This is a genomic window from Streptomyces sp. NBC_00080 (assembly GCF_045041255.1).
Taxonomy (GTDB): Bacteria; Actinomycetota; Actinomycetes; order Streptomycetales; family Streptomycetaceae; genus Streptomyces; species Streptomyces coriariae.
The window spans coordinates 7,548,303-7,569,900 of the sequence record NZ_CP108235.1; the positions used below are offsets into that span (position 1 = coordinate 7,548,303).

The 21,598-nt window shown below is 68.9% G+C and carries 17 protein-coding genes; 13 read left to right on the top strand and 4 right to left on the bottom strand.

Annotated elements, in window-relative coordinates:
* Window positions 1–273: 273 nt before the first annotated feature.
* The 4 genes from metH (at window position 274) to OHU34_RS33700 (ending at window position 8,338) form a co-directional block, all read left to right on the top strand.
* Window positions 274–3,792, top strand: a complete 3,519-nt coding sequence (metH, locus tag OHU34_RS33685) for a methionine synthase (RefSeq protein ID WP_405769907.1) — start codon at window positions 274–276, stop codon at window positions 3,790–3,792.
* Window positions 3,793–3,905: 113 nt separating this feature from the next.
* Window positions 3,906–4,604, top strand: coding sequence for an HAD family phosphatase (locus OHU34_RS33690; RefSeq protein WP_142269483.1), 699 nt, complete (start codon window positions 3,906–3,908; stop codon window positions 4,602–4,604).
* Between the two features lie 478 nt (window positions 4,605–5,082).
* Complete coding sequence (locus tag OHU34_RS33695) at window positions 5,083–6,690, top strand: ABC transporter substrate-binding protein (protein WP_142269482.1); 1,608 nt, start codon at window positions 5,083–5,085, stop codon at window positions 6,688–6,690.
* 64 nt (window positions 6,691–6,754) lie between these two features.
* Complete coding sequence (locus tag OHU34_RS33700; protein WP_230196393.1) at window positions 6,755–8,338, top strand: ABC transporter substrate-binding protein; 1,584 nt, start codon at window positions 6,755–6,757, stop codon at window positions 8,336–8,338.
* An 83-nt stretch (window positions 8,339–8,421) separates the two neighbouring features.
* On the opposite strand, the gene OHU34_RS33705 is transcribed toward OHU34_RS33700, so the two are convergent.
* Both OHU34_RS33705 and OHU34_RS33710 read right to left on the bottom strand, forming a co-directional pair.
* Window positions 8,422–9,093, bottom strand: a complete 672-nt coding sequence (locus OHU34_RS33705; RefSeq protein ID WP_020128315.1) for a response regulator transcription factor — start codon at window positions 9,091–9,093, stop codon at window positions 8,422–8,424.
* Between the two features lie 14 nt (window positions 9,094–9,107).
* Entirely contained in the window at window positions 9,108–10,124 is a 1,017-nt protein-coding gene (locus tag OHU34_RS33710) for a RecB family exonuclease (protein ID WP_405769912.1), read from the bottom strand.
* Window positions 10,125–10,308: 184 nt separating this feature from the next.
* On the opposite strand from OHU34_RS33710, the gene OHU34_RS33715 reads away from it, so the two are divergent.
* The 3 genes from OHU34_RS33715 to OHU34_RS33725 all read left to right on the top strand — a co-directional run bounded on the left by OHU34_RS33715 (window position 10,309) and on the right by OHU34_RS33725 (window position 13,749).
* Window positions 10,309–11,952, top strand: a complete 1,644-nt coding sequence (locus OHU34_RS33715) for a site-2 protease family protein (protein ID WP_405769914.1) — start codon at window positions 10,309–10,311, stop codon at window positions 11,950–11,952.
* Window positions 11,953–12,005: 53 nt separating this feature from the next.
* Window positions 12,006–12,908 carry a tRNA (adenine-N1)-methyltransferase gene (locus OHU34_RS33720; protein WP_046261810.1) on the top strand — a complete coding sequence of 301 codons (903 nt, stop codon included), beginning with the start codon at window positions 12,006–12,008 and terminating at the stop codon, window positions 12,906–12,908.
* 262 nt (window positions 12,909–13,170) lie between these two features.
* Window positions 13,171–13,749 (top strand): hypothetical protein, encoded by a 579-nt coding sequence (locus OHU34_RS33725; RefSeq protein ID WP_142269478.1) that lies wholly within the window; start codon window positions 13,171–13,173, stop codon window positions 13,747–13,749.
* Between the two features lie 55 nt (window positions 13,750–13,804).
* Here the strand turns inward: OHU34_RS33725 and OHU34_RS33730 are convergent, their stop codons facing one another.
* The gene (locus OHU34_RS33730; protein WP_054239392.1) at window positions 13,805–14,110 is read right to left on the bottom strand and encodes a ferredoxin; all 306 of its coding nucleotides are present in this window, start codon (window positions 14,108–14,110) and stop codon (window positions 13,805–13,807) included.
* A gap of 243 nt (window positions 14,111–14,353) precedes the next feature.
* Between OHU34_RS33730 and arc the strand changes: the two genes are divergently transcribed.
* The 6 genes from arc (at window position 14,354) to prcA (ending at window position 20,494) form a co-directional block, all read left to right on the top strand.
* Window positions 14,354–16,120 carry a proteasome ATPase gene (arc, locus tag OHU34_RS33735; protein ID WP_020665692.1) on the top strand — a complete coding sequence of 589 codons (1,767 nt, stop codon included), beginning with the start codon at window positions 14,354–14,356 and terminating at the stop codon, window positions 16,118–16,120.
* Window positions 16,121–16,353: 233 nt separating this feature from the next.
* A complete protein-coding gene (gene dop / locus OHU34_RS33740; RefSeq protein WP_399077667.1) occupies window positions 16,354–17,865 on the top strand; it encodes a depupylase/deamidase Dop in 1,512 nt (503 codons plus the stop codon).
* A 188-nt stretch (window positions 17,866–18,053) separates the two neighbouring features.
* Entirely contained in the window at window positions 18,054–18,272 is a 219-nt protein-coding gene (locus OHU34_RS33745) for a ubiquitin-like protein Pup (protein ID WP_020128324.1), read from the top strand.
* A gap of 47 nt (window positions 18,273–18,319) precedes the next feature.
* Window positions 18,320–18,898, top strand: a complete 579-nt coding sequence (locus OHU34_RS33750; protein WP_230196411.1) for an endonuclease VII domain-containing protein — start codon at window positions 18,320–18,322, stop codon at window positions 18,896–18,898.
* Window positions 18,850–19,695, top strand: a complete 846-nt coding sequence (prcB, locus tag OHU34_RS33755; RefSeq protein ID WP_037734963.1) for a proteasome subunit beta — start codon at window positions 18,850–18,852, stop codon at window positions 19,693–19,695. The genes OHU34_RS33750 and prcB overlap by 49 nt, the downstream gene beginning before the upstream one ends.
* 61 nt (window positions 19,696–19,756) lie before the next feature.
* Window positions 19,757–20,494 carry a proteasome subunit alpha gene (gene prcA / locus OHU34_RS33760; protein WP_054239395.1) on the top strand — a complete coding sequence of 246 codons (738 nt, stop codon included), beginning with the start codon at window positions 19,757–19,759 and terminating at the stop codon, window positions 20,492–20,494.
* Window positions 20,495–20,559: 65 nt separating this feature from the next.
* On the opposite strand, the gene OHU34_RS33765 is transcribed toward prcA, so the two are convergent.
* Complete coding sequence (locus OHU34_RS33765; RefSeq protein WP_405769918.1) at window positions 20,560–21,576, bottom strand: LacI family DNA-binding transcriptional regulator; 1,017 nt, start codon at window positions 21,574–21,576, stop codon at window positions 20,560–20,562.
* Window positions 21,577–21,598 lie beyond the last annotated feature (22 nt).

A 21,598-nucleotide genomic window follows, 5' to 3' on the forward strand; every position in this document is an offset into this window, starting at 1 on the left:
CTCTCGCTAATGTTCGGTCGATACGTGTTACGCCATTCGTCTCCACGGAGTGACGCGGCCGTCGCACGCTCGTGCCCCGCTCGTGTTCCGGTCGTGCCCGGCTCGTGGCCGCCCTGTGAAAGGCCGCCACACCCGTCCGTCCCGTGGACGCCCCTGACCATAAGGCCTCCGTCCCGGCTACCCTGACGGCGTGCGGTCGTCTCGGGAAGCCTTTCTGCCCGCATCCTGAGGTGACGCAAAGCCGACAGCCGTCGCATCTGAGGGAGCCCTTTCATGGCCTCTGTGCCGCCGACCCCTTCCGCCGACAGCCGGACCCGTGTGTCCGCGCTCCGAGAGGCGCTGGCCACCCGTGTGGTGGTGGCCGACGGAGCCATGGGCACCATGCTCCAGGCCCAGGAGCCCACCCTCTCGGACTTCGAGCAGCTCGAGGGCTGCAACGAGATCCTCAACGTCACCCGGCCGGACATCGTCCGCTCCGTGCACGAGGAGTACTTCGACGCGGGCGTGGACTGCGTCGAGACCAACACGTTCGGCGCAAACCACTCGGCCATGGCCGAGTACGACATCTCCGAGCGGGTGTTCGAGCTGTCCGAGGCGGGCGCCCGTATCGCCCGGGAGACCGCCGACGCCTTCGCCGGACGCGACGGACGCACGCGCTGGGTACTGGGCTCGATCGGCCCCGGCACCAAGCTGCCCACTCTCGGCCACATCCCCTACGGCACCCTGCGCGACGGCTTCCAGGCCAACGCGGAGGGCCTGCTGGCCGGCGGCGCGGACGCCCTGATCGTGGAGACCACGCAGGACCTGCTCCAGACCAAGTCCTCCATCCTCGGCGCCCGGCGCGCCATGGAGGCCACCGGCGTCGAGGTGCCCCTGCTGGTCTCGATGGCGTTCGAGACGACCGGCACCATGCTGCTCGGCTCGGAGATCGGCGCGGCCCTGACCGCCCTCGAGCCCCTCGGCATCGACATGATCGGCCTGAACTGCTCGACGGGCCCGGCCGAGATGAGCGAGCACCTGCGCTACCTCGCCCGCCACTCCCGCACCCCGCTGCTGTGCATGCCCAACGCCGGTCTGCCGATCCTCACCAAGGACGGCGCCCACTTCCCGCTCGACGCCGAGGGCCTGGCCGACGCCCAGGACACCTTCGTACGCGACTACGGGCTGAACCTGGTCGGCGGCTGCTGCGGTACGACGCCCGAGCACCTGCGCCGGCTCGTGGAGCGGGTCCGGGGGGCCTCGCCCGCCGAGCGGCAGCCGCAGCCCGAGCCCGGCGCCGCCTCGCTCTACCAGACCGTCCCGTTCCGCCAGGACACCGCCTACATGGCGATCGGCGAGCGTACGAACGCCAACGGCTCGAAGAAGTTCCGCGAGGCCATGCTGGAGGGCCGCTGGGACGACTGCGTGGAGATGGCCCGGGACCAGATCCGCGAGGGCGCGCACATGCTCGACCTGTGCGTCGACTACGTGGGCCGCGACGGCGTCGCCGACATGGACGAGCTGGCCGGCCGCTTCGCCACCGCCTCCACGCTGCCGATCGTCCTGGACTCCACCGAGGTCCCCGTCATCCGCGCGGGCCTGGAGCGGCTCGGCGGCCGCGCGGTCATCAACTCCGTCAACTACGAGGACGGCGACGGCCCCGAGTCCCGCTTCGCCAAGGTGACCGAGCTGGCCCGGGAGCACGGCGCCGCGCTGATCGCGCTGACCATCGACGAGGAGGGCCAGGCCCGTACCGTCGAGACGAAGGTCGCCATCGCCGAGCGGCTCATCGAGGACCTGACGACGAACTGGGGCATCCAGGAGTCGGACATCCTCATCGACACCCTGACCTTCACCATCTGCACCGGTCAGGAGGAGTCCCGCAAGGACGGCATCGCCACCATCGGGGCGATCCGCGAACTCAAGCGCCGCCGTCCAGACGTACAGACCACCCTGGGCCTGTCGAACATCTCCTTCGGCCTGAACCCGGCCGCGCGCATCCTGCTCAACTCGGTCTTCCTCGACGAGTGTGTGAAGGCGGGCCTGGACTCGGCGATCGTCCACGCGTCGAAGATCCTGCCCATCGCCCGCTTCAGCGAGGAAGAGGTCAACACCGCCCTCGACCTGATCCACGACCGCCGCGCCGAGGACTACGACCCGCTGCAGAAGCTGATGGCGCTGTTCGAGGGCGCCACCACCAAGTCCCTCAAGGCGGGCAAGGCCGAGGAACTGGCCGCGTTGCCGCTGGACGAGCGCCTCAAGCGGCGGATCATCGACGGCGAGAAGAACGGCCTGGACACCGACCTCGCCGAGGCCCTCCGGACCCGCCCCGCCCTCGACATCGTCAACGAGACGCTCCTGGACGGCATGAAGGTGGTCGGCGAACTGTTCGGTTCCGGCCAGATGCAGCTGCCGTTCGTGCTCCAGTCCGCCGAGGTCATGAAGACCGCCGTCGCCTACCTCGAACCGCACATGGAGAAGTCGGACGCCGAGGGCAAGGGCACCATCGTGCTGGCCACCGTGCGCGGAGACGTCCACGACATCGGCAAGAACCTCGTCGACATCATCCTGTCCAACAACGGCTACAACGTCGTCAACCTCGGCATCAAGCAGCCGGTCTCCGCGATCCTGGAGGCCGCCGAGGAGCACCGGGCCGATGTCATCGGCATGTCGGGTCTGCTGGTCAAGTCCACGGTGATCATGAAGGAGAACCTGGAGGAGCTGAACCAGCGCAAGATGGCCGCCGACTACCCGGTCATCCTCGGCGGCGCCGCCCTGACCAGGGCCTACGTCGAACAGGACCTGCACGAGATCTACCAGGGCGAGGTCCGCTACGCCCGTGACGCCTTCGAGGGTCTGCGTCTGATGGACGCCCTCATCGGCGTCAAGCGGGGCGTGCCAGGAGTGCAGCTGCCGGAGCTGAAGCAGCGCCGGGTCCGCCCGAGCGCCGCCGCCGTCGAGACCGAGGAACGCCCGGAGGAGGGTCACGTCCGCTCCGACGTCTCCACCGACAACCCCGTCCCGAAGCCGCCGTTCGAGGGCACCCGCGTCATCAAGGGCATCCAGCTCAAGGAGTACGCCTCCTGGCTCGACGAAGGCGCCCTCTTCAAGGGCCAGTGGGGCCTGAAGCAGGCCCGCACCGGCGACGGACCGAGCTACGAGGAGCTCGTCGAGACCGAGGGCCGGCCCCGGCTGCGCGGCCTGCTGGACAAGCTCCAGACCGACAACCTCCTCGAGGCGGCCGTCGTCTACGGCTACTTCCCCTGTGTGTCCAAGGACGACGACCTGATCGTCCTGGACGAACAGGGCAACGAACGCACCCGCTTCACGTTCCCCCGCCAGCGCCGCGGTCGCCGTCTGTGCCTGGCCGACTTCTTCCGCCCGGAGGAGTCGGGGGAGACGGACGTCGTCGGCTTCCAGGTCGTCACCGTCGGCTCCCGCATCGGCGAGGAGACCGCGAGGCTGTTCGAGTCGAACTCCTACCGCGACTACCTCGAACTGCACGGCCTGTCCGTGCAGCTGGCCGAGGCCCTCGCCGAGTACTGGCACGCGCGCGTGCGTTCCGAACTCGGCTTCGCCGGCGAGGACCCGGCCGACGTCGAGGACATGTTCGCCCTGAAGTACCGCGGCGCCCGCTTCTCCCTCGGCTACGGCGCCTGCCCCGAGCTGGAGGACCGTGCCAAGATCGCCGAGCTGCTCCAGCCGGAGCGGATCGGCGTCCACCTGTCGGAGGAGTTCCAGCTCCACCCCGAGCAGTCCACGGACGCCATCGTGATCCACCACCCCGAGGCGAAGTACTTCAACGCACGGTGACGCGGGCGTGCCACCGAGCACACTGATCGGATAAGTCGTACACTGGTCGGTCCACCGAAGGCCGGTTCCCCACAGCGGGAACCGGCCTGCTCGTCCCTCAAGGAGGTATGTGGATGACCAGTACGGTTCCCGCGCCAGTAACCCGTACGGCCGAGGGCTCCGCCCTGCAGGCCGTGTTGCTCGACATGGACGGCACCCTGGTGGACACCGAGGGTTTCTGGTGGGACGTCGAGGTCGAGATCTTCGCCGGCCTGGGCCACACCCTCGACGACTCCTGGCGCCATGTCGTGGTCGGCGGCCCGATGAGCCGCAGCGCCGGGTTCCTGATCGAGGCGACCGGGGCCGAGATCGACCTCGCCGCGCTCACCGTCCTGCTCAACGAGGGGTTCGAGGACCGCATCACCCGCGCCCTGCCCCTGATGCCGGGTGCCGCCCGGCTCCTTGCCGAGCTGGCCGAGCACGAGGTGCCCACGGCCCTCGTCTCCGCCTCCCACCGGCGCATCATCGACCGCGTCCTGACCTCGCTCGGCGCCGACAACTTCCGCCTGAGCGTGGCCGGCGACGAGGTCCCCCGGACCAAGCCGTACCCCGACCCCTATCTGTTCGCGGCCGCCGGACTCGGCGTGGACCCCGCCAGATGCGCCGTCATCGAGGACACCGCGACCGGGGTCACCTCGGCCGAGGCGGCGGGCTGTCACGTGGTCGCGGTGCCCTCCGTGGCACCGATCGCGCCGTCCCGCGGACGCACCGTCGTCCCCTCGCTGGAACAGGTCGACCTGGCATTTCTGCGGGACCTGATGCCGCTCCGATGATCGGCATCGCGATCATTGGTGATCGGCCGATGACGGAAATGCGATAGGCGTTCACCCAGCGTGCACCGCCGATAACAAGGAATTCGGCGGGTGTACGCGCGGTGGAATTCCGATCTCCGGCGGGGCCCCGGCGGCGGCCGAATTCCACCCTGTCCGAACCCCGTACGGCGTGTGACGTTCCCCACCCGTCCGAGGGTCGACAGTTGACTCTCCGTGTGTATTGGGCCCTGTCGGGGAGGGATCGGACGCGTCTTTGTGTCCTGATTGATGGGCGGCTGTACGAATCATTCCACTGATCATTGTTCAGTGCGTCCGCGTCCGGTTTCACAGCGTGATGGAGTTTCAACTCCGGTGGCCGCGAACCCTCGTGCTGGTGCGGACTAATCTCATCGCGAGAACCTCGCCCTAACCCCGTGATCCGCCGCGACACCCCTGCATGCCGGGTACACGGACTCGACAGCTCTGGAGAAACTCGAGCATGAACCGCAAGACTTTGGTGCTGCCGGCCGTGGTAAGTCTGCTCGCGCCCGTACTCGCCGCCTGCGGCGGGTCCGACAGCGGAAGCGGCAGTGGGGACGCCATCGTCATGGGCACCACCGACCGGTTCACCGTCACCAAGGACGCCCCGGCGCCGCTCGACCCGGCGTACTCCTACGACGTCGGCACCTGGAACATCCTGCGCCAGACCGTGCAGACCCTGATGATCCAGCCCAAGGGCGAGGGCGAGCCCGTTCCGGAGGCGGCCCAGAGCTGCGGCTTCACCGACACCGGCAACGAGCGCTACGCCTGCAAGCTGCGCAGCGGCCTCAAGTTCGCGAACGGAGACGCGGTCACCGCCGAGGACGTCAAGTTCTCCATCGAGCGTGCCCGCACCATCAAGGCCGACTCCGGCGTGTTCGCCCTGCTGTCCACGATCGACACCATCGAGACGCAGGGTGACAACGAAGTCATCTTCCACCTCAAGACCGCCGACGCCACTTTCCCCTTCAAGTTGTCGACTCCGGTCGCCGGCATCGTCAACCCCGACGACTACGAGAAGGACAAGCTGCGCGACGGCTTCTCGATCGACGGGTCCGGCCCCTACACCCTCAAGGCCGAGACCGACGGCGACGAGATGAAGAAGGCCGTGTTCACCAAGAACCCCAACTACAAGGGGACGCTGAGTGTGAACAACGACCAGGTCGACATGGTCTCGTACGAGAACGCCGACGACATGGGCACCGCCCTCGAAAAGGGCGACATCGACCTGATGACCCGCACCATGTCGCCGGAGCAGATCCAGAAGCTCTCCGAGGCCTCCGCGACCGGGGACATCAGCCTCGTCGAACTGAACGGCCTCGAGATCCGCTACCTGGCCTTCGACACCACCGACCCGGCGGTCAAGTCCAAGGCCGTGCGCCAGGCGATGGCCCAGGTCATCAACCGCAGCGCGCTCGTCTCCGAGGTGTACGGCTCCCAGGCCGAGCCCCTCTACTCGCTGGTCCCGGCCACGCTCACCGCCCACTCCAACTCGTTCTTCAACACCTACGGCGACCCGAGCGTCGCCAAGGCCAAGGCCCTGTTGGAAGACTCGGACATCACCACCCCGGTGAAGCTGACGCTGAACTACACGACCGACCACTACGGCCCGGCCACCAAGCAGGAGTTCGAGGTGCTGCAGAAGCAGCTCAACGACAGCGGCCTGTTCGACGTCAGCATCAAGGGCACCGCCTGGGACGCGTTCGTCCCGGCCGAGCGCAAGGGCGAGTACGCGGTCTACGGCATGGGCTGGTTCCCCGACTTCCCCGACGCCGACAACTTCGTCGCCCCGTTCCTCGACAAGGACAACTTCCTCAAGTCCCCGTACTCCAACGCGGACATCATCGACAACCTGATCCCGGCCTCCCGCCGCGAGGCCGACCGCCTCAGCGCCGCCAAGAACCTGACCGAGATCCAGGACATCGTCGCCAGGGACGTCCCGGTCCTGCCGCTGTGGCAGGGCAAGCAGTACGTGGCCGCGAACAACGACGTCACCGGCACGGCCTACGTGCTGAACTCCTCCGCGACCCTTCAGCTGTGGGAGCTCGGCCACGGCGTGAGCAACTGACGCACCCCCTCCGGGGCCCGGGACGGCGGCCCCGGTGTGCAGAGAAACGACGACAAGGCTTTTTGTGAACATGCGTAACCAGTGGCCAGTCCTGCCGATCGTGGCGGGACTGGCCTCCGGCCTGTTGACCGGTTGTGGCACCCAGAGCGGCGGCTCAGGGGGCGACGCCTCCTCCGTGGTCCTGGGAATGTCCGACGACGTTCTGGCCACCGACCCCGCCTCCGGTTATGACCCGGGCTCCTGGCTGTTGTTCAACAACGTCTTCCAGTCACTGCTCAGCTTCCCCAAGGGTGGCACCGAACCCGAACCGGACGCGGCCCGGGAATGCTCCTTCACGGACACACGGACCCAGGTCTACACGTGCACGCTGAAGGACGGCCTGAAGTTCAGCAACGGCGACGCGCTGACCTCAGAGGACGTCAAGTTCTCCTTCGACCGCATGCTGAAGATCGACGACGCCGCCGGCCCGGCCATCATGTTCCCCATGCTCGACAAGGTCGAGACACCCGACGCCAAGACGGTCGTCTTCCGGCTCAAGGTCCCCGACGCCACCTTCCCCAGCAAGATCGCCTCGGGTGCCGGCTCCATCGTCGACCACGAGGAGTACGAGGCCGACAGCCTGCGCGAGGACGGCGCCGCCGTCGGCTCCGGCCCCTACAAGCTGGACTCCTTCGACGACGACGAGGCCGTCTTCTCGGTCAACGACAACTACCGGGGCAGCGCGGGCGAGGCCGACAACACCGGCGTCACCCTGAAGTTCTTCGGCGGCGACCAGAAGGCCCTGAAGCAGGCGCTGCTCGGGAACGAGATCGACATCGCCTACCGGGGCCTCACCGCCGCCGACGTCTCCGACATCCAGCAGAGCACCGCCGACGGGGGTGCCGAGGTCGTCGAGGGCAGCAGCGCCGAGGTTCAGCACCTGGTCTTCAACATGGACGACCCGGTCGCCGGAAAGCTCGGCGTCCGCCGGGCCATCGCCCACCTGATCGACCGCGAATCCCTGATCAAGGACGTCTACGAAGGCACCGCCGACCCCCTCTACTCGATCATCCCGGCCGGTATCGCGGGCCACAACACCGCCTTCTTCGACCGCTACGGTGCCCGCCCCTCCCGGGCCGCGGCCGCCGCCGCGCTCGCGGACGAGGACATCACCGACAAGGTGAAGCTCACCCTCTGGTCGACCCCGACCCGCTACGGCCCGGCCACCGACCAGGAACTGAAGACGATCGCGGCCCAGCTGAACGCCAGCGGCCTGTTCGACGCCGACGTCCGCTCCGTCTCCTACGGCCAGTACGAGAAGGACGTCGCCGCCGGCAAGTACGGCGTCTACGTCAAGGGCTGGGTGCCCGACTACCCGGACGCCGACAACTTCACCTCGCCCTTCTTCGGCAAGGGCAACGTGCTGAGCAACAACTACGCCAACACCGCCATCACCCGCACGCTCATCCCGCGCACCGCCGCGCAGAGCGACCGCACCGCGACCGACACGGACTACGCCGAGCTCCAGGACATCGTCGCCGAGCAAGTGCCCGTACTGCCCCTGTGGCAGGCCAAGCAGTACGCGGTCGTCGGCGAGAACGTCTACGGCCTGGAGAACTGCCTGGACGCCTCCACGGTGTTCCGCTTCTGGGAACTCAGCAAGAGCTGACGACCCGACAGCCACACGCAGGAAGGCGCCCCCCGGCCGGGGGCGCCTTCCTGCGTGTGGCTGTTCGTCCGGTGCAACAGCTGCTACTGCGCGCCGGGACGCACCAGACCGCTCTCGTACGCGTACACCGCGGCCTGCACCCGGTCGCGCAGCCCCAGTTTGTTGAGCACGTGACCCACGTGCGTCTTCACGGTGGTCTCGCTGACGAAGAGGTCGGCCGCGATCTCGGCGTTCGACAGCCCGCGCGCCACCAGCTTCAGCACCTCCACCTCACGGTCGGTGAGCGTGTGCAGCGTGTCCGGCACCGGCTCGTCGCCGGAGGGCAGATGCGTGGCGTACTTGTCGAGCAGCCGACGCGTGATGCTCGGCGCCAGCATGGCCTCACCCGAGGCCACCACCCGGATCGCCTGGACCAGTTCATTGGCGGGCGCGTCCTTCAGCAGGAACCCGCTCGCCCCGGCCCGCAGCGCCTCCACCACGTACTCGTCGAGGTCGAAGGTGGTCAGCACCAGCACCTTCGCCGGCCCGTCCCGCCCCGGCCCGGTGATCTGCCGGGTCGCCTCCACCCCGTCCATCCGCGGCATGCGGATGTCCATCAGCACCACATCGGGCTGCAACGCCCGCACCTGGTCGAGAGCCTGGAGGCCGTCTCCGGCCTCGCCGACGACCGCGAGATCCTGCTCGGCCTCCAGGATCATCCGGAAGCCGGTACGCAGCAGCGGCTGGTCATCGACCAGTAGGACGCGGATGGCCACGTATGTCTCCTTCTTTAGCCCGGCCCCATTCTGCCCTGCGCCCCGCCCTCGGACTCCGCCGCCCTCACCGGCAGCGTCACGGGAAGCGGATACGGCGGGGGAGTGCCGCCGAACTCAGGACAGTGCGCCTGGTGGTCGCACCAGCCGCACAGCTTGGTCGGCCGCGGCCGCCACTCACCCGTCCGTGTCGCCAGCCGGATGGCGTCCCACAGGGCGAGCAACTTGCGTTCCACCCGCTCCAGATCGGCCAGGACCGGGTCGTAGGTCAGCACGTCACCACTGCCCAGGTACACGAGTTGAAGCCGCCGCGGCACGACGTTCTTCAGCCGCCACACGACCAGGGCGTAGAACTTCATCTGGAACAGCGCGCCCTCGGCGTACTCCGGCCGCGGTGCCTTGCCGGTCTTGTAGTCGACGATCCGCACCTCGCCGGTGGGCGCGACATCGACCCGGTCGATGATCCCGCGCAACCGCAGCCCCGAGTCCAGCTCCGCCTCGACGAACAGCTCCCGCTCGGCGGGCTCCAGCCGTGTCGGATCCTCCAGCGTGAACCAGCGCTCGACCAGCCGCTCCGCCTCCACCAGCCAGCCGGCCAGCCGCTCGCCCTCCGGATCGTCGGCGAACAGCTCCACGACCTCCGGCCGGGTCTCCCGCAGTCGGTCCCACTGGCCCGGGATCAGCGACTTGGCCCGCGGCGCGGTCCGCTCGGCCGCCGGCGCGTCGAACAGCCGCTCCAGGACGGCGTGCACCAGCGTGCCCTTCGTGGCGGCCGGGCTGGGCTTCTCCGGCAGCCGGTCGATCACCCGGAACCGGTACAGCAGAGGGCACTGCATGAAGTCACCGGCCCGCGAGGGCGAGAGCGAGGCGGGCGCTATGGCGGCGACGGCCGTCGCCACCGCCTCCGTCGCCACCGCCTCCGTCGCCACCGCCTCCGGCACGACCGTCTCCGGTGCGCTCGCCTCCGTGTGCGCCGGATCCTGCACGACACCGCCGTCGCCCACCCGGGCGACGCCCTCGCTGCTGCTCTCCATGCTCCAGACCTTACGGCCCACCACTGACAGTCACCCAGCCCGCGCACCCGGCTCGTCCCGAACACCGGCGACGACCGGGGAAACGCGGGGGTGCCGGGGCGGAACACGTCACGACCGCCGCATACCATCGGTCCGAGACCCTCCCGCCCTGTACGAGCGGGAGACGCTTCGACGAGGGGACACCGTGGTGGAAAGCGGCGGGACCGGGCGACCGCGGCCGGACAACGAACAGTCGGCCGAGCACCCCGCGACACCTGCGTCCCCGGCCACCGACCTCGCGCAGACCCCTGACCCCGGCACCCCAGACGCGGAACCCGCGCCGACCACGTCCGAGGCACCGGAGCCGAGCGAGGCCGCGCCCGCCGAAGCCGCGGCCGACCCGGGGGACGCTCCACAGGAGCCCCGGACACCCGGCGACGACCACCACACGGCCGGTGCGAACGGGGACAGCGAGACCGAAACCGAAGCCGGGACCGATACAGGGGCCGGGACCGGAACAGGAACCGATACAGGGGCCGGCACCGAAACCGATACAGGGGCCGAGGCTGGGGCCGGGACCGAGACCGAGGCCGGGGCGGAGAGCAGGACCCGCACCGGGGCGGGGCAAACGGCGCCTCTCGCCCCCACCCCCGTTCCGACCCTCCCCAAGGGCCCTCCGCCCCAGCGCCCCCCGGAGCAGCCGCGCGGCGGCCTCCTCATGGGCCGCCCCTTCGGCGTCCCCGTCTACGTCGCGCCCAGCTGGTTCCTCGTCGCCGCCCTCATCACGTGGGTGTTCGGCAACCAGCTCGACCGCGTACTCCCCGAACTCGGCGCCCTCCGCTACCTCGTCTCCCTCTTCTTCGCGGTCGCCTTCTACGCCTCCGTGCTCATCCACGAACTCGCCCACACGATCGCGGCCCTCCGCTTCAAGCTCCCGGTCCGCCGCATCCAGCTCCAGTTCTTCGGCGGCGTCTCCGAGATCGAGAAGGAGGCCGAGACCCCCGGCCGGGAGTTCTGGCTCGCCTTCGTCGGCCCGCTGCTCTCCCTGGTCCTCGCCGGCGTCTTCTACCTCGCCATGCAGCCCGTGGAGCCCGGCACCGTCCCGGGCGTCCTGCTGGCCGGGCTGATGATCTCCAACCTCATCGTGGCGATCTTCAACCTGCTGCCCGGTCTCCCGCTCGACGGCGGCCGCATGCTCCGCGCCGTCGTCTGGAAGCTCACCGGCAAGCCCATGAACGGCACCATCGCCGCCGCCTGGGTCGGCCGCGCCCTCGCCGTCTCCGTCCTCATCGGCCTTCCCCTGCTCACCCAGTCCGGCGCCCTCGGCTCCAGCGCCGAGGACAGCGTCGGCATGGACACCGTCACGGACGCCCTCCTCGCGGCCATCCTCGCCGCGATCATCTGGACCGGCGCCGGCAACAGCCTGCGCATGGCCCGCCTGCGCGAACACCTCCCCGAGCTGCGCGCCCGCACCCTCACCCGGCGGGCCGTCCCCGTCGAGACCCACACCCCCCTTTCCGAGGCCCTGCGCCGCGCCAACGACGCGGGCGCCCGCGCGCTCGTCGTCGTCGACGCCCACGGCGAACCTCTCTCCCTCGTCCGTGAGGCCGCCATCGTCGGGGTGCCCGAGCACCGCCGGCCCTGGGTCGCCGTCAGCGGCCTCGCCCAGGACCTCACCGACGGCATGCGGGTGTCCGCCGAGCTGGCCGGCGAGGACCTCCTCGACGTCCTGCGCGCGACCCCCGCCACCGAGTACCTCGTGGTCGAGGAGACCGGCGAGATCTTCGGCGTCCTGTCCGCCGCCGACGTCGAGCGCGCCTTCGTCAAGGCCATGGCCAGGCCGTCCTAGCCGGGCCCGTCCCCGTGGTCGGCGGCCCCGGCAAACCCCGGTAGGCTGTTCACATGTCCGAACCGACCGGTGCCGCCCGCAGGCGCGGGCCCTTCAAGGTCGGGGACCAGGTTCAGCTGACCGACCCCAAGGGCCGCCACTACACGTTCACGCTCGAGGCCGGGAAGAACTTCCACACCCACAAGGGTTCCTTCCCGCACGACGAGCTGATCGGTGCTCCCGAGGGCAGCGTTGTCCGCACCACCGGGAACGTCGCCTACCTCGCGCTGCGCCCCCTGCTCCCCGACTACGTCCTGTCCATGCCCCGCGGGGCAGCTGTCGTCTACCCGAAGGACGCGGGGCAGATCCTCGCCTTCGCCGACATCTTCCCCGGCGCCCGCGTCGTCGAGGCCGGCGTCGGCTCCGGCTCGCTCAGCAGCTTCCTGCTGCGCGCCATCGGTGACCAGGGCATGCTGCACAGCTACGAGCGCCGCGAGGACTTCGCCGAGATCGCCCAGCAGAACGTGGAGCGCTACTTCGGCGGTCCGCACCCCGCCTGGCAGCTCACCGTCGGCGACCTCCAGGACAACCTGTCCGACACCGACGTCGACCGCGTCATCCTCGACATGCTGGCCCCCTGGGAGTGCCTGGAGGCCGTCTCCAAGGCGCTCGTGCCCGGCGGCATCCTGTGCTGCTACGTGGCCACCACCACCCAGCTCGCCCGCACCGTCGAGTCCATCCGCGAGATCGGCTCCTTCAACGAGCCGACCTCCTGGGAGTCGATGATCCGCAACTGGCACGTCGAGGGCCTGGCGGTCCGCCCGGACCACCGGATGATCGGCCACACCGGCTTCCTGCTCACCGCCCGTCGCCTCGCCGACGGCGTCGAGCCGCCGATGCGCCGCCGCCGCCCCGCCAAGGGTGCCTACGGCGAGGACTACACCGGTCCCAATGCCGACGGAGGCAGCGGCCGCTGACGCCGCCCCAGCACAGCGTTCAACGACAGGGCGCCGTGGCCGAGTTCCCGATGGTCCGGGAACTCGGCCACGGCGCCCTGTCGTTGGCGTCGACCGGACCCCGGCCCGGCGCCCGTCGACACGGCTCGGCACCGAGGGGCGACGCGGTCGATATCCACGTCCGATATCCCGTACCCCGCCGTTCCCCCACCCTGTGACGTGTGGCACGATGCTGGCCAATCCCCCAGCACCACCGGCACAGCCACCACAGGAGACACTGCCAGTGCAGCAATCCGCCCTCCCGGAACTGGCACACACCCACACCCGGCCGATCCACTGGGTCGCGACCGCCGCCGCGCTCGCCGGCGTCGTCGCCCTCTCCTCACTTCTGCAGCCCAAACCCGCGACAGCCGCCCAGGCCGCGGGCCCGGAAGCCAGGCCCGCCCCGGTCACCACCGCGGCCCCCGCCACCACCGGTGTCGACTTCCCCGTCGAATGCGGCCCGGTGCAGGCCCTCGTGGTCAAGAGGGCCAGCGGCGACCTCGACGGCGACGGCGCCCCGGAGACCGTTGCCGTGGTGCACTGCGACGCCCCCATGGGAACCCCGCCCGACGGCGTCTACGTCCTCACCCAGGGTGCGGACAGCACGCACGCGCGCGTGGTCGCGACCCTCGTCGACCCGAAGGCCCGCAACACCGTCACGAGCCTCTCCGTCACCGACGGAGCCGTCCTCGCCACGCTTCTCGGCTACTCCACGGCCGACGTGCCCAGTTGCTGCCCCGACGTGAAGGACAGCGCCAAGTGGCAGTGGAAGGACGACAGGTTCATCCGCTCGACACCCGCGGGCGCCCACAGCGTCTGATCCGGGCATCGGCCTGTGAGAAATCAGACAGGCGTCACCATGAGCGGCCGTCGCGTCACTCCGCGTCCGGACCGTAGATCTCGACACTGTCCGAAACGCGCCGCACATGAATGCAGTCGCCCGGACACTCCCGCGCCGAGTCCACCACGTCCGTCAACAGCGGCAGCGGCACCGGGGTCGTGGCCCCCTTGGCCTGGAGCAGCTCGTCGTCGGCGCCCTTGACATAGGCCAGGCCGTCGATGTCCAGCTCGAACACCTCGGGCGCGTACTGGGCGCAGATCCCGTCGCCGGTACAGAGATCCTGGTCGATCCAGACCTCCAGGTCTTCGCTGCCGACACCGGCCTCCTGCTGCACGCCCATATCTCCTGCCGTTTACTGTCGAGCCGCAAGGGAACCATGCAGGCTCTGACGGGTGTTGAACACTTCGACCCTACCCTCGGCGGCTTCCGGACCGTGTTCGGTGGGTATTCCCCTGGCGTGAGGGAGAGCGCAAGGGTGAAGATCGGACACACCCCGACAGTCTTTGTGATCTAGGGGTTTCAATCGACACCCACCCAGGTAGGGTCTGGAAGCGTCCAGCTCCCCTTGGAGGAGGTGAGGACCGTGGCAGCCCACGACGACGACATGAACCGCGGCATCCGCCCGGGAAGAGGGTCCGACGACCCGTCCGGGCAGATTGCCTACCTTGAGCAGGAGATCGCCGTCCTGCGACGCAAGCTCGCCGACTCTCCGCGGCACACGAGGATTCTCGAAGAGCGGATCGTCGAGCTACAGACAAACCTGGCCGGCGTGTCCGCCCAGAACGAGCGACTCGCGAACACACTCCGTGAGGCCCGCGACCAGATCGTGGCCCTCAAGGAGGAAGTCGACCGGCTTGCCCAGCCGCCGGCCGGCTTCGGCGTCTTCCTCACGGCGAACGAGGACGGCACGGCGGACATCTTCACCGGGGGCCGCAAACTCCGGGTGAACGTCAGCCCCAGCGTCGAGCTCGAAGAGCTACGGCGCGGCCAGGAAGTGATGCTCAACGAAGCGCTCAACGTGGTCGAGGCCATGGAGTACGAGAGCGTCGGCGACATCGTCACCCTCAAGGAGATCCTCGAGGACGGCGTACGCGCCCTCGTGCAGGGGCACACCGACGAGGAACGGGTGGTCCGGCTCGCCGAGCCGCTCCTCGACGTCGTCATCCGCCCCGGCGACGCGCTCCTGCTCGAACCCCGCTCCGGCTACGTCTACGAGGTCGTACCCAAGAGCGAGGTCGAGGAACTCGTCCTCGAAGAGGTTCCCGACATCGGCTACGAGCAGATCGGTGGCCTCGGCGGACAGATCGAGATGATCCGTGACGCCGTCGAGCTCCCGTACCTCTACCCCGACCTCTTCAAGGAGCACGAGCTGCGGCCGCCCAAGGGCGTCCTGCTCTACGGACCTCCCGGATGCGGTAAGACGCTCATCGCCAAGGCCGTCGCCAACTCGCTGGCCAAGAAGGTCGCCGAGGTCACCGGTCAGGCCACCGGCAAGAGCTTCTTCCTCAACATCAAGGGTCCCGAGCTCCTCAACAAGTACGTCGGTGAGACCGAGCGGCAGATCCGCCTCGTCTTCCAGCGTGCGAGGGAGAAGGCCTCCGAGGGCACCCCCGTCATCGTCTTCTTCGACGAGATGGAGTCCCTCTTCCGCACTCGAGGCTCCGGCGTCAGCTCGGACGTGGAGAACACCATCGTTCCGCAGCTCCTCGCGGAGATCGACGGTGTCGAGGGCCTGCAGAACGTGGTCGTCATCGGTGCCTCCAACCGTGAGGACATGATCGACCCCGCGATCCTGCGTCCCGGCCGCCTCGACGTGAAGATCAAGATCGAGCGTCCGGACGCCGAAGCGGCCAAGGACATCTTCCAGAAGTACCTCACCGAACGCCTGCCCCTGCACGCCGAGGACGTGGGCGAACACGGCGGCGACAGGACCACCACCGTCCAGAGCATGATCCAGACGGCCGTGGAACACATGTACGCCGAATCCGAGGAAAACCGCTTCCTGGAAGTCACCTACGCCAATGGCGACAAGGAAGTCCTCTACTTCAAGGACTTCAACTCCGGCGCGATGATCGAGAACATCGTCGGCCGTGCCAAGAAAATGGCCATCAAGGACTTCCTCGACCACAACCAGAAGGGCCTTCGGGTCTCCCACCTCCTCCAGGCGTGCGTGGACGAGTTCAAGGAGAACGAGGACCTGCCGAACACCACCAACCCCGACGACTGGGCCCGGATCTCCGGAAAGAAGGGCGAACGGATCGTTTACATCCGTACCCTGATCACCGGAAAGCAGGGCGCGGACACCGGGCGCTCCATCGACACGGTGGCGAACACCGGACAGTACCTGTAAGCACAGGGCGGCTGCGGGTGCCCACCACGGGTACCCGCAGCCGACTGCTTTCCGGGCCACGGCTGGAGCAAGGCAATGACGCAAATGATCTCCCCACCAGCGCGGAGGCGTTCTAGGCTCTTCCGTACCGCCGGGTCGCGCAGTGCGGGGACGGGCACCGCACACGCGCCGGAGCACCACCGGTATCTGAGCGGCGCCCACGACCGAGGGTGCCGCCGGGCAAGGAGGGCCGCATGACCGTACGGCGAGTAATGGGCATCGAGACGGAGTACGGCATCTCCGTCCCCGGCCACCCCAACGCCAATGCCATGCTCACCTCGTCCCAGATCGTCAACGCCTACGCGGCGGCGATGCACAGGGCCCGCCGGGCTCGCTGGGACTTCGAGGAGGAGAACCCGCTGCGGGACGCGCGTGGTTTCGACCTCGCCCGCGAGGTCGCCGACTCCAGCCAGCTCACCGACGAGGACATCGGCCTCGCCAACGTCATCCTCACCAATGGAGCACGCCTCTACGTCGACCACGCGCACCCCGAGTACAGCGCGCCCGAGGTCACCAATCCCCGCGACGCCGTCCTCTGGGACAAGGCCGGCGAGCGGATCATGGCCGAGGCGGCCGAGCGTGCCGCCGCGCTGCCCGGGGCGCAGCCCATCCACCTCTACAAGAACAACACCGACAACAAGGGCGCCTCCTACGGCACGCACGAGAACTACCTGATGAAGCGGGAGACCGCCTTCTCGGACATCGTGCGCCACCTGACGCCCTTCTTCGTCTCGCGCCAGGTGGTCACCGGCGCGGGCCGCGTGGGAATCGGCCAGGACGGCCACGAGCACGGCTTCCAGCTCAGTCAGCGCGCCGACTACTTCGAGGTCGAGGTCGGCCTGGAGACGACGCTGAAGCGCCCGATCATCAACACGCGCGACGAGCCGCACGCCGACGCGGAGAAGTACCGCCGCCTTCATGTGATCATCGGCGACGCGAACCTCTCCGAGATCTCGACCTATCTGAAGCTGGGCACGACGGCCCTGGTCCTGTCGATGATCGAGGACGGCTTCATCGCGGTGGACCTGGCGGTCGACCAGCCGGTCCGGACCCTCCACCAGGTCTCCCACGACCCGACCCTGAAGCGACTGGTCACCCTGCGCAGTGGCCGCACGCTCACCGCGGTCCAGTTGCAGATGGAGTACTTCGAGCTGTCGCGCAAGTATGTGGAGGAGCGGTACGGCTCGGATGCCGACGACCAGACGAAGGACGTCCTCGCACGCTGGGAGGACACCCTGAACCGCCTGGAGAACGACCCGATGAGCCTCGCCGGCGAACTGGACTGGGTCGCCAAGCGGGAGCTCATGGAGGGCTACCGGCGCCGTGACAGCCTCGACTGGGACGCCGCCCGTCTCCACCTCGTCGACCTCCAGTACGCCGACGTACGGGCCGACAAGGGCCTCTACAACCGTCTCGCGGCCCGCGGCCGCATGAAGCGACTGCTGGACGAGAGCGAGGTCGAGCGGGCGATCACGAAGCCCCCGGAGGACACCCGCGCGTACTTCCGCGGCCGCTGCCTGGAGCAGTACGCCGACGACGTCGCCGCCGCCTCCTGGGACTCGGTGATCTTCGATCTGCCGGGTCGGGATTCGCTCCAGCGCGTCCCAACCCTCGAACCTCTTCGCGGAACGCGAAATCACGTCAAGGCGCTCCTGGACCGCTGCCGCACGGCAGAAGACCTGGTCAAGGTCCTCTCGGGCGGCTGAACGACCACCCGGACGCAACCTCTCCGACGGGGTGGAAACCCTCCCGTCAGGGAATCATCGAGGTGGCCCCCGTACGTTGTGGCAACTGCGGGGCCGATGTCGGACCCGGCTTGTAGGGTCTGATCATCACCGATCGGCAGGAATGCCGACCTGTCGACCATGTCGGGCGAAAGAGCGGGGTGAGGGTTATGGCGACCAAGGACACCGGCGGCGGCCAGCAGAAGGCGACGCGCTCCACGGAGGAGGTCGAGGAGCAGGCGCCCGAGGCGCAGGCTTCGGAGGACCTCAAGGAGCGCCAGGAGAAGCTGAGCGACGACGTGGACTCGGTTCTTGACGAGATTGACGATGTCCTCGAGGAAAACGCCGAGGACTTCGTTCGAAGTTTCGTTCAGAAGGGTGGCGAGTAGCCTTTGAATTGAAGGCTACGGGGGATCTGAACTTGGCAAGCGAAGAGATGGTGAAGAGCTGCTCGCGGTGCAGGGAGTCGAAGCCACGGGCGGCCTTCGCCAGTAACAGGGCGGCGAAGGACGGGTTGCAGGCCTACTGCCGGGAGTGTTGGGCGGCATATCACCAGGCTCGCCAACTCGCGAAGGGCCGGAACGTGCGGCCGCGGGTGGAGACGCCCGAGGGGCACAAGTTCTGCCGCAGCTGTGAGGAGATCAAGCCGCACAGCGAGTGGCACCGCAACGCGACAGCGTCCGACGGCCTTGCGACCTGCTGCAAGGCATGCAAAGCAGTCAAGGGGCGCCGTGGACACCTGAAGCGCCAGTACGGCATGACGGAAGCCGAACGTGACGCCATGGTGGCCGCCCAGAGGGGCCTCTGCGTGATCTGCCTGAAAGCTCCTGCCGCGCATGTGGATCACTGCCACGAGACGGGTAGGGTCCGTGGCGTACTGTGCTTCAACTGCAATTCGGCCATCGGCAAGTTGGGAGACGATCCCGACGCTGTTCGTCGGGCAGCCGCTTACCTGGAAGGAACTCCATGGAAGCCAACACTCGTAGCACCGGGCGTCTACCGGCTGCCTTCCTGACGCCCGGGTCCTCGTCCTTCATGGACTTTCTCTCCGATCACCAGCCGGAGCTGCTGCCCGGCAAGCGGCAGCTGCCCCCGACGCAGGGTGTGATCGAGGCGCCGCACGGCACGACGATCGTCGCCGTGACGTTCCCCGGTGGTGTCGTGCTCGCCGGTGACCGTCGCGCCACGATGGGCAATGTCATCGCGCAGCGGGACATCGAGAAGGTCTTCCCGGCTGATGAGTACTCGGCCGTCGGAATCGCCGGTACCGCCGGTCTGGCCGTCGAGATGGTGAAGCTGTTCCAGCTGGAGCTGGAGCACTTCGAGAAGGTCGAAGGAGCGCAGCTCTCGCTCGAGGGCAAGGCGAACCGCCTGTCGACCATGATCCGTTCCAATCTGGGCATGGCCATGCAGGGTCTGGCGGTCGTGCCCCTCTTCGCCGGGTTCGACGTGGACCGGGACCGCGGCCGGATCTTCTCGTACGACGTCACGGGCGGCCGCTCCGAGGAGCACAACTACGCCGCCACCGGCTCCGGCTCGATCTTCGCGCGCGGGGCGATGAAGAAGCTCTTCCACAACAGCCTGACCGAGGAAGAGGCCACGACCCTCGTGGTCCAGGCCCTCTACGACGCGGCGGACGACGACTCGGCGACCGGTGGTCCCGATGTCGCGCGCCGGATCTACCCCATCGTCACCGTGATCACCGAGGACGGCTTCCGCCGGCTCACCGACGAGGAGTCGTCGGAGATCGCCCGCTCGATCCTGGCTCGTCGCCTGGAGCAGCCGGACGGCCCGCGCGCCGCCCTGCTGTAGCGGCGGCCCCGTTCTCATCCCAGGTGATCCAGTGACTTCGACAGAAAGGGACGGATAACCGGTGTCGACGCCGTTCTATGTCTCACCCCAGCAGGCGATGGCCGACCGCGCCGAGTACGCCCGCAAGGGCATCGCGCGCGGCCGCAGCCTCGTTGTGATCCAGTACGCCGACGGCATCGTGTTCGTCGGTGAGAATCCGTCCCGCGCGCTGCACAAGTTCAGCGAGATCTACGACCGGATCGGCTTCGCGGCGGCCGGCAAGTACAACGAGTACGAGAACCTGCGGATCGGCGGCGTCCGGTACGCCGATCTCCGTGGCTACACCTATGACCGTGACGACGTCACCGCCCGCGGTCTGGCCAACGTGTACGCCCAGACGCTGGGCACGATCTTCTCCTCGGCGGGCGAGAAGCCCTACGAGGTGGAGCTGGTGGTGGCCGAGGTCGGCGCCACGCCGGACGGGGACCAGATCTACCGCCTGCCGCACGACGGCTCGATCGTGGACGAGCACGGTTCGGTGGCGGTCGGAGGCAACGCCGAGCAGATCAGCAGCTACCTGGATCAGCGTCACCGGGACGGCATGAATCTGTCCGAGGCGCTGAAGCTGGCCGTGCAGGCCCTGTCGCGCGACACCAACGGCACGGAGCGGGAGATTCCCGCCGAGCGCCTGGAGGTGGCCGTGCTGGACCGCACGCGGCCGCAGTCGCGCAAGTTCAAGCGGATCGTGGGCCGTCAGCTGGGCCGGTTGCTGGAGACGGACGGCGCGACCACGGAGGCGGAGAGCTCCGAGGAGGAGTGACACCGCCGCCCGCGATTCACCCCTTGTGCGCCCCGGTCGATGATTCGGCCGGGGCGCAGGGCGTCTCAGGAGGCGTTCGGCGGCGCCGTGGAGGCCCGTACGACCAGTTCGACGGGGATGTCCCCGCCGTCCGGTGTGCGGCCCTCCAGGACGGCAAGGAGGGCCCGCATGCCTCGTTCGCCGAACAGCTCGGCGTCCAGTCGTACGGTCGTCAGCTCGGGGTCGAGGGCGGTGGCGAGGGCGAGATCGTCCAGGCCGGTGACGGACACGTCGTCGGGGACCCGCAGGCCGAGGCGCCGTAGGGCCTTGTAGGCGCCGGCCGCGAGTTTGTCGTCGTCGCAGACGACGGCCGTGGGGCGGGGCCCCGGAGCGCTCAGCGCCGCCTCCGCGGCCGCCAGGGCGCCGTCGATGGAGATCGGGGCGGGGGCGGTGCGCAGCGAGGTCCCCGCCGCCGCGCCGACCCGGGCGGCGAGTTCACGCGCGCGCACCTCGAAGGTCCAGGACGGGATGTCGGCAGCGAGGTGCAGGAAATGGCGGTGGCCGAGACCCAGCAGATGGTCGGCGACCTGGCGGACGCCGTCGGCGATGTCGAGGTTGACCGTGGCGGCGCCCAGGCTTCCCGAGGGGTCGCTGTCCAGCATCACCAGGGGCAGCTGGTCGCCCCGGATGGCGGTCAGCGCGTCGGCGGCCATCGAGGAGGCGAGGACGCCGTCGAGGGCGGCCTGGGCGGAGGCGAAGGGGTCGCGGGCGGGGCCGACGCCCTCGGGGGAGGGGTAGAGGACCACTCCGAAGCCGTGCTCGGCCGCGACCCGCGCCGCCCCGGTGTAGACGCCGGCGAAGAACTCCGTCGTGAGCGCGGGGACGACGAGCAGGACCGTGCGGGTGCGGCCGAGGCGCAGGTTGCGGGCGGCGAGGTTGGGCCGGTAGCCGAGCTCGCGGGCAGCCTCCCGTACCCGTTCCGCGGTGACCTCGGAGACGCGGCCGCGCCACTTGTCGCCGAGTACGAGGGAGACGGCGGCCTGGGAGACCCCTGCGGCCTGGGCGACGTCACGGCTCGTCGGCCGCGTGCTACCTCGTGTCACCGTGGGCCTGCTCCTTCGTCTG

What these genes read in the sequence shown, in the direction of transcription:
- metH (WP_405769907.1), top strand. Translation starts at nt 274, where the DNA reads ATGGCCTCTGTGCCGCCGACCCCTTCCGCCGACAGCCGGACCCGTGTG.
- OHU34_RS33690 (WP_142269483.1), top strand. Translation starts at nt 3,906, where the DNA reads ATGACCAGTACGGTTCCCGCGCCAGTAACCCGTACGGCCGAGGGCTCC.
- OHU34_RS33695 (WP_142269482.1), top strand. Translation starts at nt 5,083, where the DNA reads ATGAACCGCAAGACTTTGGTGCTGCCGGCCGTGGTAAGTCTGCTCGCG.
- OHU34_RS33710 (WP_405769912.1), bottom strand. Translation starts at nt 10,124, where the DNA reads ATGGAGAGCAGCAGCGAGGGCGTCGCCCGGGTGGGCGACGGCGGTGTC.
- OHU34_RS33720 (WP_046261810.1), top strand. Translation starts at nt 12,006, where the DNA reads ATGTCCGAACCGACCGGTGCCGCCCGCAGGCGCGGGCCCTTCAAGGTC.
- OHU34_RS33730 (WP_054239392.1), bottom strand. Translation starts at nt 14,110, where the DNA reads ATGGGCGTGCAGCAGGAGGCCGGTGTCGGCAGCGAAGACCTGGAGGTC.
- dop (WP_399077667.1), top strand. Translation starts at nt 16,354, where the DNA reads ATGACCGTACGGCGAGTAATGGGCATCGAGACGGAGTACGGCATCTCC.
- OHU34_RS33745 (WP_020128324.1), top strand. Translation starts at nt 18,054, where the DNA reads ATGGCGACCAAGGACACCGGCGGCGGCCAGCAGAAGGCGACGCGCTCC.
- OHU34_RS33750 (WP_230196411.1), top strand. Translation starts at nt 18,320, where the DNA reads ATGGTGAAGAGCTGCTCGCGGTGCAGGGAGTCGAAGCCACGGGCGGCC.
- prcB (WP_037734963.1), top strand. Translation starts at nt 18,850, where the DNA reads ATGGAAGCCAACACTCGTAGCACCGGGCGTCTACCGGCTGCCTTCCTG.